17 protein-coding genes and 1 pseudogene are annotated in these 18,483 nt (G+C 64.1%); 5 read left to right on the forward strand and 13 right to left on the reverse strand.

Annotation, left to right across the window (positions count from 1 at the left end; translation table 11 throughout):
• Positions 1-14 precede the first annotated feature (14 nt).
• Positions 15-2,504, reverse strand: coding sequence for a DEAD/DEAH box helicase (locus J2X56_RS17720; RefSeq protein ID WP_121041141.1), 2,490 nt, complete (start codon positions 2,502-2,504; stop codon positions 15-17).
• Between the two features lie 90 nt (positions 2,505-2,594).
• Entirely contained in the window at positions 2,595-2,774 is a 180-nt protein-coding gene (locus J2X56_RS17725) for a hypothetical protein (RefSeq protein WP_034331740.1), read from the reverse strand.
• A 167-nt stretch (positions 2,775-2,941) separates the two neighbouring features.
• Between J2X56_RS17725 and J2X56_RS17730 the strand changes: the two genes are divergently transcribed.
• Complete coding sequence (locus tag J2X56_RS17730) at positions 2,942-3,472, forward strand: cysteine hydrolase family protein (protein WP_209569502.1); 531 nt, start codon at positions 2,942-2,944, stop codon at positions 3,470-3,472.
• A 9-nt stretch (positions 3,473-3,481) separates the two neighbouring features.
• Here J2X56_RS17730 and J2X56_RS17735 read toward each other — a convergent pair whose 3' ends face one another.
• Together J2X56_RS17735 and J2X56_RS17740 are read right to left on the reverse strand one after the other, a co-directional pair.
• Positions 3,482-4,768 carry an FAD-binding oxidoreductase gene (locus J2X56_RS17735; RefSeq protein ID WP_310161333.1) on the reverse strand — a complete coding sequence of 429 codons (1,287 nt, stop codon included), beginning with the start codon at positions 4,766-4,768 and terminating at the stop codon, positions 3,482-3,484.
• A 119-nt stretch (positions 4,769-4,887) separates the two neighbouring features.
• Positions 4,888-6,558 carry a phosphoethanolamine transferase gene (locus tag J2X56_RS17740; RefSeq protein ID WP_310161336.1) on the reverse strand — a complete coding sequence of 557 codons (1,671 nt, stop codon included), beginning with the start codon at positions 6,556-6,558 and terminating at the stop codon, positions 4,888-4,890.
• Positions 6,559-6,787: 229 nt separating this feature from the next.
• On the opposite strand from J2X56_RS17740, the gene J2X56_RS17745 reads away from it, so the two are divergent.
• Positions 6,788-7,426 (forward strand): cysteine hydrolase family protein, encoded by a 639-nt coding sequence (locus J2X56_RS17745; RefSeq protein ID WP_209569505.1) that lies wholly within the window; start codon positions 6,788-6,790, stop codon positions 7,424-7,426.
• Positions 7,427-7,548: 122 nt separating this feature from the next.
• Here the strand turns inward: J2X56_RS17745 and J2X56_RS17750 are convergent, their stop codons facing one another.
• Together J2X56_RS17750 and J2X56_RS17755 are read right to left on the reverse strand one after the other, a co-directional pair.
• Entirely contained in the window at positions 7,549-8,385 is an 837-nt protein-coding gene (locus J2X56_RS17750; protein ID WP_204726813.1) for an amidohydrolase, read from the reverse strand.
• Positions 8,382-9,623, reverse strand: coding sequence for an MFS transporter (locus J2X56_RS17755; RefSeq protein ID WP_034331744.1), 1,242 nt, complete (start codon positions 9,621-9,623; stop codon positions 8,382-8,384). The genes J2X56_RS17750 and J2X56_RS17755 overlap by 4 nt, the downstream gene beginning before the upstream one ends.
• A gap of 367 nt (positions 9,624-9,990) precedes the next feature.
• Here J2X56_RS17755 and J2X56_RS17760 point away from each other — a divergent pair, with 367 nt between their 5' ends.
• The gene (locus tag J2X56_RS17760; RefSeq protein ID WP_034331745.1) at positions 9,991-10,725 is read left to right on the forward strand and encodes a GntR family transcriptional regulator; all 735 of its coding nucleotides are present in this window, start codon (positions 9,991-9,993) and stop codon (positions 10,723-10,725) included.
• Between the two features lie 28 nt (positions 10,726-10,753).
• Here the strand turns inward: J2X56_RS17760 and J2X56_RS17765 are convergent, their stop codons facing one another.
• Together J2X56_RS17765 and J2X56_RS17770 are read right to left on the reverse strand one after the other, a co-directional pair.
• The gene (locus J2X56_RS17765; RefSeq protein ID WP_204726811.1) at positions 10,754-11,269 is read right to left on the reverse strand and encodes an RES family NAD+ phosphorylase; all 516 of its coding nucleotides are present in this window, start codon (positions 11,267-11,269) and stop codon (positions 10,754-10,756) included.
• Positions 11,266-11,745 (reverse strand): DUF2384 domain-containing protein, encoded by a 480-nt coding sequence (locus J2X56_RS17770; RefSeq protein WP_310161346.1) that lies wholly within the window; start codon positions 11,743-11,745, stop codon positions 11,266-11,268. The genes J2X56_RS17765 and J2X56_RS17770 overlap by 4 nt, the downstream gene beginning before the upstream one ends.
• A 357-nt stretch (positions 11,746-12,102) precedes the next feature.
• Between J2X56_RS17770 and yfcF the strand changes: the two genes are divergently transcribed.
• Positions 12,103-12,753, forward strand: a complete 651-nt coding sequence (gene yfcF / locus J2X56_RS17775) for a glutathione transferase (protein WP_310161349.1) — start codon at positions 12,103-12,105, stop codon at positions 12,751-12,753.
• 94 nt (positions 12,754-12,847) lie between these two features.
• On the opposite strand, the gene J2X56_RS17780 is transcribed toward yfcF, so the two are convergent.
• Positions 12,848-14,104, reverse strand: a complete 1,257-nt coding sequence (locus tag J2X56_RS17780; protein ID WP_310161353.1) for an MFS transporter — start codon at positions 14,102-14,104, stop codon at positions 12,848-12,850.
• Positions 14,105-14,552: 448 nt separating this feature from the next.
• On the opposite strand from J2X56_RS17780, the gene J2X56_RS17785 reads away from it, so the two are divergent.
• Positions 14,553-15,275: a FadR/GntR family transcriptional regulator gene (locus J2X56_RS17785; protein ID WP_310161356.1), complete on the forward strand. Its 723-nt coding sequence runs from the start codon at positions 14,553-14,555 to the stop codon at positions 15,273-15,275.
• 64 nt (positions 15,276-15,339) lie between these two features.
• Here the strand turns inward: J2X56_RS17785 and J2X56_RS17790 are convergent, their stop codons facing one another.
• The 4 genes and pseudogenes from J2X56_RS17790 to J2X56_RS17805 all read right to left on the reverse strand — a co-directional run.
• Entirely contained in the window at positions 15,340-16,143 is an 804-nt protein-coding gene (locus J2X56_RS17790) for a transporter substrate-binding domain-containing protein (protein WP_310161358.1), read from the reverse strand.
• Positions 16,144-16,194: 51 nt separating this feature from the next.
• Entirely contained in the window at positions 16,195-16,989 is a 795-nt protein-coding gene (locus J2X56_RS17795; RefSeq protein WP_204726806.1) for an amino acid ABC transporter ATP-binding protein, read from the reverse strand.
• Positions 16,973-17,626: an amino acid ABC transporter permease gene (locus tag J2X56_RS17800; RefSeq protein ID WP_310161585.1), complete on the reverse strand. Its 654-nt coding sequence runs from the start codon at positions 17,624-17,626 to the stop codon at positions 16,973-16,975. Before J2X56_RS17800 ends, J2X56_RS17795 begins: the two co-directional genes overlap by 17 nt.
• A gap of 128 nt (positions 17,627-17,754) precedes the next feature.
• A pseudogene (locus tag J2X56_RS17805) lies at positions 17,755-18,456 on the reverse strand (amino acid ABC transporter permease); the annotation flags it as partial.
• Positions 18,457-18,483: the final 27 nt, after the last annotated feature.

An 18,483-nucleotide genomic window follows, 5' to 3' on the forward strand; every position in this document is an offset into this window, starting at 1 on the left:
GTCATCAGCCGCGCTTATGACAGGATTTTTTCCGCAATGCCCGCCCCCAGCGGTGCCAGCAAGGCCTGCAATTCCTCTTCGCCAAACTTGATGGTGGCGGTGTCATCGCGCCCCAGCATGCCCTCGGCCAGCGCCGACTTGCGCGTCTGCAGTTCGAGCAGGCGTTCTTCGATACTCCCCTCGATGACCAGCTTGTAGACGAATACCTGGCGCGTCTGCCCCAGCCGGTGCGCGCGGGCAATGGCCTGCTCTTCCACGGCCGGGTTCCACCAGGGATCGGCCAGCACCACGGTATCGGCAGCCGTCAGGTTCAGGCCAACCCCACCCACCTTCAGGCTCACCAGCATCAGCGGCACTTCACCTTGCTGGAAGCGGGCGATCACACCGCTGCGGGCGGCTGGTTCGGTGTCGCCGGTGAGCATCAGGCAGGGCAGTTGCAGCGCCTGCAGTTCAGCTTCGATCAGGTCCAGCATGCTGGTGAATTGCGAGAACAGCAGAATGCGCCGCCCCTCCTCCACCAGCGCGGGCAGGGTATCGCGCAGCCACTCGATCTTGGCGCGCTCCAGTCCACGCGGCATGCGGCCCTGCTTCAGCAGGTAGGGATCGCAGCAGACCTGGCGCAACTTGAGCAGCGCATCCATTACCGACACCTGGCTGCTGCCCAGGCCGCGCCGCTCCAGCGCGCGGCGGACCTGCTTGTCGGCGGCGATGCGCACGCTCTCGTAGAGCTCGCGCTGGCGGCCCTGCAGTTGCAGGCGTTCGATGATCTCGATGCGGGCCGGCAGCTCCTGCAGCACATCCTCTTTGCGCCGGCGCAGGATGAAGGGGCGCACGCGCTGGGCCAGCAGGCGCGCACGGACGGTCTCGCCCTGCTGCTCGATGGGCTTGCGCCAGAGCCGTGCGAAGCTGCGCGCATCCCCCAGGAAGCCCGGCATGAGGAAATGGAACTGGCTCCACAATTCGCCGAGATGGTTTTCCAGCGGCGTGCCGGTCATGCAAAGCCGATGACGTGCGTGCAGGCGGCGCGCGGCAGCGGTGCTGCGGGCAGCGGCATTCTTGATGGTCTGCGCCTCGTCCAGCACCAGCAGGTGAAAGCGCAGCGACAGCAGCAGGTCGAGATCGCGCCACAGCAGCGGATAGGTGGTCAGCACCAGATCGGCCTGTCCCTGCGCAATGGCGCTGACATGGCGCGCGCGGTCCTCGCCATGCAGCACCTGCACGCGCAGGGCCGGGGCGATGCGCTGCGCTTCCTGCTGCCAGTTGAACAGCAGCGAGGTCGGCACCACCACCAGCGCGGGCAGGTCGAGCCGGCCGGCCTGTCGTTCGATGAGCAGATGGGCCAGCACCTGCGCCGTCTTGCCCAGGCCCATGTCGTCGGCCAGGATGCCGGCCAGGCCATGCTGGCGCAGGTACTGCATCCAGGCCACACCCTGCAGCTGGTAACCGCGCAAGGTCAGGCCCAATCCTGCCGGGGGTGCCACCGGTTGAACGCTGCCGGCGGCACGCAGCCGCTGTGCCAGTTGCAGCACGCCGGCAGCGCCGCTCATGTGCCACGGCGCACCGCCTTCCAACAGCTGGAGATCGGCCTGCAGGCTGTGCAGGCGATGGGCATCCCAGGGCGAGAGTTGCAGCGGTCCGTCCTTGCGCTTGAGGTCCACCAGCAGATCCAGCAAGGACAGCACCACCGCCTTGAGCGGACCGGCCATGGCATCGATGCGGCGGCCGCCCGGTGCACGCAGCGAGATCACGGCATGCGGATCCATGCGCTCCACCTGTTGCGCATCGGCCCAGCGCGGGTCGCGCCGCAACAGGTCGGCCACCATCGGTGCCACATCCAGGGTCTGGCCATCGACCTCGATGCCCATAGCCAGCAGCCAGCGGCCACTGGGATCGAGGCCGTCGAAGATCTCGCTGGAGAAGGCGCGCGGCTGCAGGGGCGCGGCCACCTCGCGCGCGCTGAGCTCACCGGTCTCGCTGCTGACGATGAAGCGCCACGCCGTGACCGGCACACTCTCATGCGCAAACCCCGGCCGCACGCGCAAGGTCCAGCCCTGCTGCTGCAGACGCGGGGCCTGGTCGGCCCAGAAGTCGCCGAAGGCGTCTTCCAGCATCAGGGTCCAGAGCGGACCGGCGTCATGCAGGGGATTCTCGGCACGCCATTGCAAGGCATCCTCACGCAAGGGCAGCAGGCCCATCTCGCGAATGCTCTCCAGTGCGGCGGCCTCGGCGGCGTGGTTGCGCGTGACGTGCGCCGGCGTGTAACCGGCTTCGTCATCGGCGTGACCCACAGGAGCCGGCACACTCCAGCGCTGCGCGCCCTCACCATAGACCCAGTCGATCTGCGCCACCGTCACCATGCCGCCACGCGGCCCGAACAGCCCGTGCGCGCGCATGCCCAGCAAGCCCTCACCACGGGTGAGCGTCTGCAGGGTCAGGCGAGGGTGGAATGCACTGGAGGAAGGCGAAGCAGGCATGCGGCCGATGAAAAACGGGGAAGCGGCCATTGTAGGGCGCTTCAGGCCGGGTGTGCAGGAACGCGGGGAAACTGGCTGGGGTCATGCGCATGCGCTCAGCGCATGCCAGCGATGGGAGGCTTACTTCGCAGGCGGCGTGATGCAGAAGTCCAGCATGCCGAACGGCGTGCGGCCTTCACCGGTAGCCCATACCCACACGGCCCAGCACAGCAGGCCGCACACCAGCAGCAGGGCCAGCAGGATGTGCAGTCCGGATGCCTTGCGCAGGAAGCCTTCAACGCGGTCAAACAGGGCAGTCATGGGAATAGATGCAGAAATGGAATAACTCGGAGTACCCCATTGTAGCGAAGCCCCCGGACCGATGAAATGGGACAAATTGCCGCAGTGTCAGGCTGGCAATATCCTTGCGGGGCCGCTTGGCCGGGGCTCTGTTACCCTAGCGCATTCTTCTCAACGCGTTCGCCACCATGACCACTGCCCTGCTCATCATCGACGTCCAGCAAGCCCTGTGCACCGGCCCTGAAGCCGTCGACAACGGCGACACCACAATCGCCAACATCAACCTGCTCTCGGCCCATGCACGTGCGGCAGGCGCACCGGTGATCTTCGTGCAGCACGAAGATAGCGGCAGCTTGCAGCACGACAGTGCCGGATGGCAACTTGCGGACGGTCTGCATCATCAGGCCGATGACCTCTACCTGCGCAAGCGCGGATCAGATGCGTTCCACCAGACGTCACTGGAATCGCAGCTGCGCGAACGTGGCGTGACACGATTGGTGATCTGCGGCATGCAGACCGAGTTCTGCGTGGAATCCACCGTGCGTCGCGCACTGGCGCTGGGCTTTCCGGTAACGCTGGCGGCAGGGGCACACACCACCGCACCGAACGGTGTGCTACCGGTGGATCAGGTGGTGGCCCATCATCAGGCCACGCTGGCCAATCTGGGGGCGTATGGCGTGCGCACCACCATCGCGGCAGCCGCCGATATCGCTTTCTGAGGCAGGCCCTCAGAAGCGCTGCGGACTGAACGGTGCCAGATCGATTTCCGGCACCTCCCCCGCCAGCAACTGCGCGGCGATGCGTCCGGTGCGTGCCGAGCAACCCAGGCCGATGTGGCCGTGGCCATAGGCGTGGATGATGTCGGCACTGGCGCTGGCCGGTCCGATGCAGGGCATGCCGTCGGGCGTGCTGGGGCGGCGGCCCAGCCAGTATTTCACGTCCTCCGCCGGCAGCGTGCGCGGCAGGCCGGGGAAGAGTTTCAGGGCGATGTCGCGCATGATCTCGCCGCGCCGCCAGTCCGGTGCCGCCTCGAAGGAGGCGAACTCGACCTGGCCGGCAATGCGCAAGCCGGTTTCCATCTGCGTGGCGATGACCTTGAATTCGGACACCATCATCGGCGTACGCGCTCGCGCCTCCTGGTCGTGCCCGCCAATGACGGCGTGATAGCCGCGCTCGCTCTCCAGCTGCACCTGATCGCCAGCGGCAGCCGCCAGCGCCTTTGAGCGTGCACCGGCGCAGATGACGGCGGCATCGCAGGCGATCTCGCCCTGTTCGGTCAGCACGGCCTTCAAGCGTCCCTGCTCCACGCAGAAACCCGTGGCCCGGCCCTCGACGCGGCTTGCACCGCGTGCCAGGGCATGCGCCTGCAAGGCCTGCAGATACGCCGCAGGATTGCGGCAATGACCGGCCTCGTCGACCTGGACCGCAAAGCCGAAGGCCGGATCCAGATCCGGTTCGCGTTCACGCAGTGCCGCGCCTTCCACCTCCTGCCACTGGATGCCCAGCTCGCGACGCACACCCCAGCCGAACGCATCATTGTCGAAATGCTGGCGCGAACGGTAGACATGCAGCACCCCCGAGGTATCGATCAGGTGCGCCACACCGGCGCGCTGCGCCACCTCCAGATGCAGGCGGCGGGCATCGGCCACCAGCGTGCGCAAGGCGCGTGCGGTGGTGCGGATGCGATCACGGCGCGCGCTGGCAAGGTTGCGCAGCAGCCAGGGCGTCAGGCGCGGCAGGTAGCGCCAGCGGATCGACAGGGGACCGAGCGGATCCATCAGATAGCCGGGGACTTTCTTCCACATCCCCGGCTCCACCGGCGGAATCACCGAATGCGAGGAGAGCCAGCCGGCATTGCCATAGCTGGACGCCTCCTCGCTGCCGGCCGGATTGAAATCCAGCAGGGTCACCTGCAAGCCCTGGTCCAGCGCGTGGATGGCAGTCATGAGACCGACGGCACCGGTGCCGATGATCACGGCATGGCGGGGAAAGACAATGGCGGAAGAAGTGGACATGGCGGGATGTGCGATGCAAAGCAGCATGATACGAGAACCGCGCGCGTCCGTCAGGATCGCGCATGGCGCGTCCTGCGGCTTCGCTCGGCTCCATCAGGGATCACGCTTCTCCAACGCGATCAGGGAGTCTGGTTGTAGGTCACCGTGCGCGGCAGATAAGGCTGGCCATTGATGCGCCGCCGCTGATGGAAATTGCCGCTGCCGAACTGCTCGCTGAGGATGTCGTGGCGCGCGTCGTAGTAGCGTGACTGCACGCCCAGCAGGCCCATGATGGTGTGCTCCAGCTGGTCGGTCTGGTAAGGCCGGTATTCGAGCCGGGCTTTGTCCTCCGGGCTCTTGCCGGTGAAGGAGCGGGTCCATGCCAGCATCGGAATTTCATAGCCGGTGGCGTCGCTCACCGACTGGCCGGCGTGATTGCGCGTGTGGCCCACCTCCTGCGCGTGGTCGGAACTGAAGAGCAGGCTGGCATGGTCCTGCGGTGCCGCGTTCATGGTGAGCTTCAGCATGCTGCCGACCACGTAGTCGTTGTAGGCCATGGCGTTGTCGTACTCATTGCGCAGCTGGCGTATCCACGCCGAGCGGTCGGCGTCCTCCAGCTTTTCGGTCACGCCATCGCGCACGGTATCGAAACGTGCGTACTGGCTGGGGTAGCGCATGTCATAGGTAGGATGCGCGCCCAGCAGGTGCACCACGATCAGCTTCTTCGGGGACGGGTCGTGCAAGGCAGTGTCCAGCGCCGGCAGCAGGTTGCCGTCGAAATTGTTTTCGCCGCGCCCGGCCCCCTTGTTGATGAACACCTGCTCGTCGGCACGGCGCGAGACCAGGCCCAGCCAGCCATCGTTGGGCGGCTGGTTGGACAGCCAGTGAATCCGGAATCCTGCCTCGCGCGCCAGCATCAGCACGTCCGGCTTGCGGTTCCAGGCCTGCGGATCGTTGAGGTCGGCCGGCGTGAGCATCTTCATCAGCGAGGCCATGGTGGCGGGTTCCGACGAGACCACGTCGCGGAACACGATGAGCTCCTTGCGCATCGCTTCCAGCGTCGGCGAGGTATGGCGCTCATAGCCATACAACGACATGTTGGCGCGATTGAGACTCTCGCCGATGATCCACACCACGGTGTTGCGCTCCGGTCCGGCATAGCGCACCTGCCAGTCGGAGCGATGCGCCATGTTGCGCGCCACATCCGCCTCCATGGTGGCGGCCTGGGCCAGTTGCTCGCGATAGTCGAGATAACGGATGGGCCAGAACAGCAGCGGATTTTCCTTGGCCATGGTGGGATTGAAATGCAGGGCCACGAACACCGCCAGCAAGCAGCCGACGGCGGCCCGCCCGCGCCAGCGCCAGGGCGCGGCGGGCTGCCCCTGCTCGCGCCGGCGCAGCCAGCGCTCGCCCAGCCACAGTCCGGTCCACGCCAGCAACAGCAGGCCCAGCGCCTCGGCCAGGTCGCGGCCATTGTGGCGGAAGAACTCGCTGCTCTCGGCCGGGTTGGTATTGAAGCTGGCTTGCAGCACCAGGATGGGATTGGGGCGCAGGCCGAAATAGTCGCGCAGGAAACCCTTGATGGCAGCATCCAGGAAGAATACGCCGATGATCACCAGCGTCGCGCGCGAGAACCAGCGTGGCCGTTCGCGCATCCGCGGCAAGACCAGAAACACGCCGGCGATGCCGGGCAAGGCGGTGGCCATGAGCACGCTGCTCTTGGCCAGTTCGTTGGCGCTGATGCGATCCAGTACCCAGAAGAAAACCAGGCCGATGAGGCCCAAACCAAGTCGCTTGACCAGTTTTTCCAATGCTGTCTTTCCGCCGCCCCGCCCGGCAAAATTTTGTTCTGAAGAAATATTGTCCGGGGCGCCGCTTCCCTGGCGGCTTGTCTCCGGCGGCGCGGACGCTTTGTCCGGCCTGCGCGATAGGACAAGCTCGGCGATAATTTGTTTCCGCGCGGCGGGCCAAGTATGGCACCGTGCAGGAAAATGACCAACAATACCGACTCCCCGGGCCCCTGCTTCTGAAAGGAACACCATGCGACTCTTCTCTCACGCCATCCTGGCCGCCCTCATCGGCCTGTCGGCCAGCCTTGCAGTCTCCGCCCCGGCGGCAGCCCAGGGCGTCTATGACGAATGGTCGACGGTGAAGGCACCGGCCGCGCCGGCACTGTCGCACGTAGTCATCGACCCGGCCACCACCGCCGTGCTGGTGCTCGACATCGCGCGCCAGACCTGTCATCCGGACAGCCGACCGCGCTGCGTGGCGATGTTGCCGCGCGTGGCCAGGCTGCTGGCCATGGCACGCGAGAAGAAGGTCCCTGTGATCCATACCCTGGGCGGCAACAGCACGCCGGCCGACATCTGGCCCGAAGCGGCCATGCAGGGCGGTGAGCCGCTGTTCAAGTCGGGCCCGGACAAGTTCATCAATACCGAGCTGGAAAAGTTGCTGCGCGAGAAAGGCATCAAGACCGTGATCTGCATCGGTGCGGCGGCCCACGGCGCGGTGCTGCATACGGCGGCCAGCGCAGCCTTCCGTGGTTTTGACGTGGTGGTGCCGGTGGACCTGATGGCCTCCGACACGGCCTATGCCGAGCAATACACGGCATGGCACCTGGTCAATGCGCCGCGTCTCGGTGAGCGCGTCAAACTGACGCAGCTGAGCTGGATCGAGTGAAGCGGAGGTGACATCATCCGCTGCGCAACAAGTGCAGCGAATGCATCAATGCGGGGATCTGATGCAGGCCATGCATCAATCCCCGGAGGGATTATCTGCTTTCCTGTGCGCGTGGCACGGGCTCAGGCGAACTGGAACAGTTGCGCCGCCGTCTCGCCGGTGATGCAACGGCGATCGGCCTCGTCACTCACCAGACTTTCAAAACGCCGCCAGCTGTCGGCATAGCTGGTCATGCTCTCATGCTGGGTGTGCGGCCAGTCGCTGCCCCACAGCAGGCGATCCGGTCCGAAGTGCTGGCGCAGCAGCGGCCAGGCCTGGCCAGCGAAACGGGCACCGCCCTCGCTGCCGCCGTTGCGATACTGCGCCGACAATTTCACCCACACCTGGCGCGAAGGGCCGGTGGAGAGCAGGTAGCGGAAACCCGGGTCATCCACGCCCAGTGCCGCGTCGACCCGCCCGAAGTGATCGACCACGACCTTCAATCCCAGTGCCAGCAAGGGTTCCAGCACCCGTGGCAAATCTGCGGCCTCGCGATGAATCTCTACCTGCCAGCCCAGTGCCGCAATGCGCGTGAGCGTGTCGCGCCACGCGCCGCCGAAATCCGGCAGCGGCGCGCCACCCACCAGGTTGAAGCGCACGCCGACCACGCCGCCCTGCTGCAAGGCCTGCAATTGCGCGTCGTCGATATCGGCATCGACCATGGCGATGCCGCGCAGGCGCTGCGGAGCGCGAGCGATGGCCTGCAACAGGTAGCCGTTGTCGCTGCCCAGGAAGCTCGGTTGCACCAGCACGCCATGACTCATGCCATGCGCATCCAGCTGCGCCAGGTACTCCTCGACGGTCACGTCGTAAGCCGGCGTGTAACGGCGCACGTCGGCCATCGGCAGGCCACGCGCAAAAACGTGCGCGTGGGTATCGATGCGCAATGCGGGCGCGGTCACGGTGGCGGTCTTGCTCATGCGCCGGTTTCCATCTGGCGTCCCTTGGTCTCGGGCAGCATCAGCACGGCGATCACCACCAGCGAATAGGCGATGGCGGCATCGATGCCGATGGCCTGGCCCAGCGGCATGGAGTCGCTCATGTGCCCGACCAGCACCGGGAAGCCGGCCGAGGCCACGCGTCCGAAGTTGTAGCAGAAGCCCACGCCGGTGCCGCGAATGCCGCTCGGATACAGCTCATTGAAGAGCGCGCCGAGACTGGCCGGGATGCCGGCCGCGAAGAAGCCCAGCGGGAAGCCGCAGATCAGCATCTGGGTATCGGTCAGCGGCAGGAAGATGTAGCACAGCACGGTCGCCACGCAGCACAGTGCGAACGACGCCACGGTGCGGCGGCGGCCGATGCGGTCCAGCAATTGCGCACTGGCGATGCAGCCACACCAGAAGGCGATGATGATGACGGCCAGATAACCGCCGGTAGACAGGACCGACAGGTGCTTCTCGGTTTTCAGATAAGTCGGCAGCCAGGTCATCAGCGCATAGTAGCCACCGTGTGCCCCCACGCCGAGCAGACTGCCGATGAGGGTCAGGCGCAGCACGTCGGGACGGAAGATGCCCAGCAGCGTACTGGCCGCAGGCTTGCTGGTGGCAGCCTTGCGGCCGGCCAGGAAGGCATCGGTCTCGGACACCGAACGGCGCACGTAGACCACCAGCAACGCGGGCAGCAGACCGATGACGAACATCACGCGCCAGGCCATTTCCTGCGGCAGCATCGTGAACAGCACCGAGAACAGCAGCACCGCACCGCCCCAGCCCACGGCCCAGGCGCTCTGCACGGTACCCATGGCGCGGCCGCGATGTTCGGCGCGGATGGTCTCGGCCATCAGCACCGCACCGGCCGCCCATTCACCGCCGAAACCGAAGCCCTGCAGGGCTTTGAGCACCAGCAGCTGCGGATAGCTTTGGGCGAAGGCGCTCAGGAAAGTGAAGAAGGAAAACCAGATGATGGTGATCTGCAGGGTCTTGACGCGCCCGTAGCGGTCCGACAGGGCGCCGGCGAACCAGCCGCCGATGGCCGAGGCCACCAGCGTGGCACCGCTGATCATGCCGGCGTCCGCCTTGGAGAGCGAGAAGGCCGCGATCAGCGCGGGGATGGCCAGGCTGAACATCTGCACGTCCAGCGCATCCAGTGCCCACCCGCTGAAGCAGGCCCAGAAAGTCTTGCGTTCCTTGGCAGTGACCTGCCGATACCATGAAAACATTGTCTCTTCCTCTATGCCGAAGGCGCGCTACCTCGGGCTTCCCCGTCCGGCCGCCAGGGCGGTGCCGGAACGTGATGCAAGCACGATGGTGGCGCGTAGCTGATTGATATATTTAGTGGACTACTCATATAGTCATCTATATGAGTTAACGGAAGATAACACAGCCGGGGTGACTCAACAATCCTCCTGAATCCTGATCACTGCGGCGAGCGATGAAACCTTGTGGCGCTCAGGGATGCATCATCGGTGGACAAGGACGGCGTCGCAGTGCCGTCCACCTGCGTGCGGTACGATGCACCCTGTCATTGTGGGCAGGCCCGGCCCCGGGTAGACTGAGCACTTTCTCTTTTGCAAGGCAAGTTTCAGCATGCTTGACCAGACCGCCGCCGATGCGCGCCTGCCGCTCTATCTCCAGTTGCGTGACCAGCTCGCGGCGCAGATCCGCGCCCAGAAATGGCAACCGGGACAAGCCATCCCGTCCGAAGCCGAATTGAGCCAGACCTATCAGGTGGCCGTGGGTACGGTGCGCCGCGCGGTCGAGACGCTGATGAGCGAAGGCCTGGTGGAACGCACGCACGGACGTGGCACCTTCGTGCGCAAGGCGCGTTTCGACAATTCGCTGTTCCGCTTCTTCCGCTTCGAATCGGCCGATGGCCGCCCGCTGCAGCCGACCAGCGTGATCGTCAGCCGCAAGGTCATCGAGGCACCGCGTCAGGTGGCCGAGGCCTTGCACCTGAAGACGCACGCCCGGGTGATCGAACTGCTGCGCCTGCGCAAGGTGGATGGACAACCGGTGCTGGCCGAGAACATCTACCTGTGTGCCCAACGCTTCAAGGCGCTGGCGGGGAAGGCACCGGAAGATTTCGGCGATCTGCTGTATCCGCTGTATGAGCGCGAATGCGGGCTCATCGTCGCCTCGGCGCGTGAAACACTGACGGTGGAAACGGTGACGGCGGCGCAGGCCAAGCTGCTGGGACTCAAGGAAAAGACGCCGGTAGTGGTGATCGAACGCATCGCCTTCGGCTCGGATGGCGCGCCGCTGGAGTGGCGACAATCGCGTGGGGCGGGGAGCAAGTTCAGGTATAGCGCGGAGATTCGCTGATCTGCTCTTGACGAGGCCGCTGGTACCGTTACCGCCAGGAGGCCTGATCGGCTGGCAATGTGCGCAGCGGATCATGCACGTTCAGTTGATCGGCATGTCCAAGCTTCTCCGTGAAGACCACCAGATTGCAACCGGCGCTGGTAAGGGCCGAGCGAAACAGGATGCCACTGGCACCTGACGTCATGGCTGCATCACCTATCGCCCACGAAGGTGGGTCAGTGGTGTCCTGAAAAAGCAAGCGCCGCCAATCGCAATAGAAACTCCGCCAGATCGGGCTCCACCCCGGGCCGATGCCATCACGGAAATCCACCACCTTCTCCAGCCTCACCTGATAGGCCACGATCACACCCGGCGGCAGCAGTGGAGCCAACTGCTGGTATTCGGCCAGTGCCGTGGCCGTCTCCAGCGAGAGGTACAAAGCCGGCACGCCGGGCCGGTTGAGCCTGCCGCCGAATCGCGCTGCGCCGGCACCTGAGACCGGATCAAACGACCAGCGAGGAACATGGACCCGATAAGCGACCGTCTCAAGACTGGTCAGGATCATCCCGAAAATCCGGCTTCCAGCGAAGAAAGATAACGCACGAGATCATCGGTACGATCTTCCGACACCAGCTGATGCGGCGTATTGCCACCGAAAACCGGGAGCGCGGCCTGTTGAAACCAGGCCAGGGATGCTTCCACATTGCCGAAGAGATCATTGCAGAGCCGAATGACGCGTACGGCTTCATGCAGATGCCTTTGCATGGCGTACGCTTCGCTGCAATGTGACAGCGCCGGGTAGCGGCATGAGGCCATGAGCGCGGCAGCATCGATACGCAGCACTGCAGCAAAGCGCTCTGGCGAAAGCGTTTCTGTATCACTGCCCGCGTACAGAAAATGAAGGAGCGCGCGGAAATCCTGACCGAAATCCGGGATGGCTTGCGCGCTGCCGTCGTTCATGATGTCGTCATCCGGGCATAAGAAAGGCCCCATTATTGCACCGTCAACGACGACATCGCGGTTCGATTGCATGCCTTTCATATCACCACCTCTTTTGCCAGCAAGGAAAAGGACGATTGTGAATCTGCACGGTGCAGAAACGCCACACGGCATTTGAACTTTTCCGACAATCTCGTTTACTATCGTCGCTCAGCCCATCACTTCCCACACCATGCAACTGAAGCGATCCCTCATTCAGACACGCGCAGCCCTTCCGGCCGCCGGTGTCTGCCTGCGCGGGCTGAACACCAAAAAACGGCATCTCCGCTGACGGGGATGTCACGTCCCGTCCGGCGGATCGCCTGGCGGGACTGGATCGCAACATCACCCTTCTTTCAGACCTCGCCCGGCGCACTGCCGGCGGAACGGCTTTCTTCAACCGTTCTTCACGAGGTACATATGCAAACTGATCGTCACCCGTCCGCTCTGCAACTCCACGTCGACGCCCAATACGCCAGCCCCTATGCCATGTCGGTCTTCGTCGCCCTGCGCGAAAAGGCCTTGCCCTTCGATCTGCACACCGTCGACCTCGACGCCGCCGCCCATCATGATCCTGCCTATGCCGCGCTGTCCCTGACCGCGCGCGTGCCGACGCTGCAGCAAGGCGAGCTGGCCCTGTCCGAATCCTCGGCCATCACGGAATATCTGGAAGACGACTTCGACGGCGCCCCGCTCTATCCTTCCACTCCAGCGTTGCGCGCACGCGCACGCCAGGTGCAAGCCTGGCTGCGCAGCGACCTGATGCCCATCCGCGAAGAACGCAATACGCAAGTGCTCTTCTATGCCGCCCGCAAGCCGCCCCTGTCCGCGCAGGCAGAGGCCGCAGCACAGCAGCTGTTCCGTTTCGCGGAAGCCCTGCTGCCGCAGGGAGCAGACCATCTCTTCGGCCAATGGAGCATCGCCGATACCGACCTGGCGCTGATGATCAATCGTCTCGCCCTGCATGGCGATCCTGTACCACCGCGTCTGGCCGCCTATGCCAAGGCGCAATGGCGGCGTTCCACGGTGCAGGAGTGGGTGGCCATGCAGCGCCCGCCGCTGACGGCATGAACGATATCGGGCATCACTGATCCGTGATCCCCAATGAAAAAAGGGCGGCGTCCCAAGACGCCGCCCCCTCATGCACTCTTGCGAATGACGACAATCAGGCAATCGCCTCCGGACGCGGACGGGCAATCGCAAACACCACCGCCACGGCCACCAGGTCGAAGGCCGCCAGGAGCACGAACAGGGGACCATAACCAATCTGCGTGACCAGGATGCCGAAGAGCAGCGTGAACAGCGTCGCCCCCAGGTAGCCGCTCATGCCGGTCAGGCCGGTGGCAGTGGCCACCTGATTCTTGGTGAACACATCGGAAGTGATCGAATACAGCGCGCCCGACAGCGTCTGGTGCGCAAAGCCGCCAATGGAGAGCAAGGCAATGGCCACATACGGACTATCGACGAAGCCCACGCAAGCCGGCCCGATCATGGCCAGACTGCCCACCAGCATCACCAGCTTGCGCGAAGTGAACAGCGACACATTCAAATGCTTGTGGAACAACGGGCTCAGGTAGCCGCCCAGTACGCAACCGATGTCCGCCGCCAGGAAAGGCAGCCAGGCGAACATGGCGATTTCCTTGATGTTCATGTGGCGCTCGGTGGCCATGTACAGCGGGATCCAGGCATTGAAGGTCTGCCACGCCGGTTCCGACAGGAAGCGCGGAATGGCGATCGACCAGAAGTTCTGGCTGCGCACGATCTTGGTCCAGCTTTCACGCACGACTTTTTCAGGCGTCTTTTCCTGGCCGTCGAGGATGTAGTCGCGCTCTTCCGGCGAGAGCAGCTTCTGTTCACGCGGGCTCTTGTAGAACAGCATCCACAGGAAGAACCACAACACGCCCAGCACGCCCACCACCACGAAGGACATCTTCCAGCCGCCGTGCAGGATGGTCCACACCACCAGGGGCGGTGCGCACAGCGCGCCAATCGAGGAACCGATATTGAACCAGCCGATGGCCACCGACCGTTCCTTGGCCGGGAACCACTCGGTGGAAGCCTTCACGCCACCGGGAATGCCGGCCGCTTCAGTCATGCCCAGCAGCGCGCGGAAGAAGGCCAGGCTCTGCCAGCCGGTCGCCAGTGCAGCCGCCGCGCACACCAGCGACCAGGCCAGGGCGAAGATGCCGAAGCCGATCTTGGTGCCCACCGCGTCGAGAACGTAGCCGGCCACCGGCTGCATGACCGCATAGCAGATCTGCCACGCCACCACGATGTAGGAGTACTGCTGGGTACTCATGTCCAGCTCTTTCATCATGGTCGGGGCGGCCACCGACAGCGTGTTGCGGGCCAGGTAATTGACGATCAGGGCCAGGGTGACCAGCGTCACCATGTACCAGCGGATTCCTCTTACGTACTTCATGGCGTCTCCAAAATGGATAGTTCTTCAAAGGGCAGGCAATGCGCGGCCCGTCGCCCCAGGGTCTGGTTGTGCGCCCGCTCTCGCGGTGGATGGCGCACAGCCGTCATCCCCCGGCGGCACAGGGCCGCCTGGGCTCAGGCAGATCGGGAATGCATGCCTGTCTCCAGATGAAGTTTTCTTATCTTTTTTATCATTTTATTTATACGATGTCGTATAAGTTGAGCTGCGATTAGTCGGACTAATTCTTCATGCAGGTGGACAACTCTAATGATCGCGGCTCCGGAAGTCAACCGAATTAAATGCAGATTCCTTCATGGAAACGGCTTTGCAGGCCGATTTCAGGGGGATGAGGTGAATCTTCCCGCGCGCCGGGCAGCCCAGGCTTGCGCCCCGGCGCAGAACCCTTCATAGTGACCGCAGACGAACTTCCCGGCAGCAGTCATCGTACATGTCAGCATTCCACCCGCCCTCCCCCGATTCTTCACATCGCGGCCAACTCAGCCGGTCCGAACACATCTGCAAGCAGATCATCGCGTCCATCCTGCGCGGGGAACTGGGCGAGAACCGCAAGCTGCCCACCGAAGTGGAACTGGCGCAGCGCTACGAGGCTTCCCGCACGACGGTACGGGAAGCGCTCTCGCGCCTGCGTTCGGAAGGTATCGTGGTCTCGCGCCGGGGCTCGGGCAACTATGTGCAGCGGCTGCCGGTCCTGCAAAGCAGCGCGCCGGCGCAGATTGCCAGCATTCCTGACGTGGAGCGCTATTACGCGTTTCGCGCGTGTGTGGAAGTGGGTGCGGCAGGCATTGCGGCCACGGCCCGCGAGGACGAGGACATCGCCCTGATGCGCCATTGCCTGCAAGCGCTGCGGCGCGCGCAGCTGCAAGGCCAGACCGGCGTGGAGGAAGATCTGGCGCTGCACATGGCCATTGCCCGGGCCACCCGCAATCCCTTCTTCATCTCCACCATCGAACATGCGCTGGGCCCGATCCGCCAGTGCATGGAACTGGCGCAGAACCTGGGTTCACCGCAGGAGAGCGAGCGCATCCAGGTCATCGACGAGGAACATCAGGCCATCATCGATGCCATCGCCCAAGGCTCGGCGCAAGACGCCGAGGCGGCCATGCGTGCCCACATCGGGCATGCGCGCCAGCGCATTTTCGAAGGCCGCTGAACGCTGCGCATGACGCAACAACGCCGGGCCATGCTGCACCCGGCGTGGCTGGAACAGATACGGCTTATGCGGGATTCTGCACGGCAGCCGGCAGATCGCGGCCGTGATGTTTCTTGTAGATGGCATTGAGCTTGCCATTCTTCTGGTTGGTCTTGACCCAGTTGTCGATCCATTCCTTCAGGCGTGGCTGGTTCTTGTTGATGGCGATGCCCAGGTCAAAGGCCTTCTGTTCAAATTTCATTTCCAGATTCTTGCCCGTCGCCTTCTTCTGCATCTCCTGCAGGTTGGAAGGCGTGCTGGAAAAGACTTCCACCTGGCCGGTGACCATCGAGGTGATGAGGGTGGCGTCATCCTCGTAGCGCATGATCTCCGCGCCCTTGGCGTTCTGCGTGGTCAGCGTATCGTTGGGCGTGGCGCGGGTGACGCCGATGCGCTTGCCGTTGAGGTCGGCATAATCCTTGATGGCCATGCTTTTGGGCGCGCCAATGATGAGGCTGATGACCGCATAGGGCGTGGAAAAATCGATGACCTTCAGGCGCTCCGGCGTGATCGACAGCGAGCCCACCACGATATCGGCGCGATTGGATTGCAGGGTCGGCACCCGCGCGGCATTGGCCACCTGGATCAGGTCGAGCTGCACGCCCAGGTCCTGCGCCAGCAGGCGCGCGGCATCGACGTCGGAGCCGGCCGGCTGCAGCTTGTCGTCGCTGTAGCCGAACAGCGGCGTGCTGGACGTGGTGGCGATGCGGATCTTGCCGGCCTTCTTGATATCGTCGAGCTGGTCGGCGTGCGCGGCATGGGTAGCGAGGCCCAGGATCAGGGCCGCAATGGCCGGGCGTGCAAGGTGGCGTAATGGGCTTAGTTTCATTTTGTGTCTCCGTTATTTTATGAATGGTCAGGTCAGGCAACAGCGTTTGCGCTACAGGTCGGCAGCCAGGAAGGCTTGCAGTTCGGGGGTGTGCGGATGGTCCAGCATGTCGCCGGGACCGACTTCCCACACTCTGCCCTGGTGCATGTAGATGATGCGGTCGGCCACCCGCTTGGCGAAGTTCATCTCGTGCGTCACCAGCAGCATGGTCATGCCATTGGCGGCCAGGTCTTCCATCACGCGCAGTACTTCGCCGGTCAGTTGCGGGTCCAGTGCCGAGGTCACTTCATCGAACAGCATCACCTTGGGCGACATCGCCAGCGAGCGCGCAATGGCCACGCGCTGCTGCTGGCCGCCCGAGAGCTGCTCGGGATAGGCATTGGCCTTTTCATCGAGCCCCACCTGCGCCAGCGCGGCCAGGGCCACGCGGCGCGCCTCGGCCTTGTCCTGCTGCTTGACGTGGCGCAGCGCCAGCATGACGTTTTCCAGCACGTTGAGATGCGGGAACAGGTTGTAGCTCTGGAACACGATGCCCACCTCGCGCCGCAGCTGGTGCAGGTCGACCTGCGGATCATCGACACGGATGCCGGCCACTTCGATGCTGCCGGAGTCAATGGTCTCCAGCCGGTCGATACAGCGCAGCGCGGTGGACTTGCCGGAACCGGAGGCGCCGATGATGGCGATCATCTCGCCGCGCGCGACTTCAAAGGACACGCCTTTCAAGACCTGGTTGTCACCGAAACTCTTGTAGACCTGGTCCAGCCGGACGATGACCGGCTGCGCTTCCTGGGACGCCGCCACGGCGCGCAGATGCGGTGCGGATTCGGGTTTAGCGATGGCTGACATTGAGCTTTCTCTCCATGGATGCGCTCCAGCGCGATAAGGGATAGCAGAGCAGGAAGTAGAAGGACCCCACCAGCAGGAACACCAGGAAGGGCTGGAAGATGGAGTTGTTGATGATCTGACCGGCCCGCGTCAGTTCGACGAAACCGATGACCGACGCCAGCGAGGTCATCTTGATCAGCTGCACCAGGAAGCCGATGGTCGGCGGCAGCGACAGCCGCGTGGCCTGCGGGATGATGACCAGGCGCAGCGTCTGCCAGCGTGTCAGCGAAAGGCACTCCGATGCTTCCCACTGCGGGCGCGGCATGGCCTCCACGCAACCGCGCCAGATGTCGCCCAGATACGCGCTGGCATAGATCATCATCGCCAGCCCCGCTGCCACCAGTGCCGGCAGCACCAGCCCATACACCGACAAGCCGAAATAGACGATGAAGAGCAGGATCAGCAAGGGTATGCCCTGCACGCATTCGATGAAGAGGATGGCAGGCCGCCGCAGCCAGGCGCGTGGCGAGATGCGCGCCAGCATCACCAGGAATCCGCCGATGCCACCGAGCACGAAAGCCAGTAGCGACAAGACCAGTGTCCAGCCGATCGACTGCACCATGAACAAGAAATAAGTCCAGCTGAAGTTGCCCATGATGATGTGCTCCCTTCGATGCGCAGCGCGGCTGCGGTGTTGACCGCCACCGGCCGCGAGGCAGCATGTACATACGGCACATGGGCCAGCGGTGCCATCGCTGCCGGATCGCTGGCGGGCAAGCGCGACACCGGACTGCGCCTGCCCTGTGCAGCCGCGCGGCGCAAGGTGCGGCGGCGTTTGAAAATAGTTTCACCGATGGAATAAGCCACCAGCTTGACCAGCACGGCCAGCACCAGGTACAGGGCAGCCACCACGAGATAGGTTTCCAGTGAACGGAAGGTATCGGACTGCACGGTATTGGCGATGGCCGTCAACTCCTCGGCGGAAATCTGCGAGGCCATCGCCGAGGCCTGCATCATCAGCAGGAACTGGCTGGTCAGCGCCGGATAGACGCGCTCGATGGCCGGCTGCAGCATCACGTGCCAGCGGATGCGCCAGACCGACAGGCCCAGGCATTCGGCGGCTTCGATCTGTCCGCGCGGCACCGAATCAATGCCGGCGCGAATGATCTCGGCGGCATAGGCGGCGATGTTGATGATCATGGCCAGCACCGCTGCCGCGAAGGTCGGCATGCGGATACCAAGACTGGCCAGGCCGAAATAGAGCAGGAAGATCTGCACCAGGAACGGGGTATTGCGCACCACCTCGATGTAGCCGCTGCAGGTGCGGGCCACAACGCGATTGGGGCTATTCTTGGCGAAGGCGACGAAGATGCCGATGGCCACGCCGACGATGACGGCCAGCGTCGTCATCTTCAGCGTCAGCCAGGCACCGTGCAGGAACACGGGCCAGTAGGGCGCCAGTGGCGTGAAGTCGAGAGAGAAGTTCATGGGCTGCCGGGTCCGTCAAGGTTTCAG

The sequence above is a fragment of the Herbaspirillum sp. 1173 genome (genome assembly GCF_031455335.1).
In the GTDB taxonomy this organism is placed as follows: domain Bacteria; phylum Pseudomonadota; class Gammaproteobacteria; order Burkholderiales; family Burkholderiaceae_D; genus Herbaspirillum; species Herbaspirillum huttiense.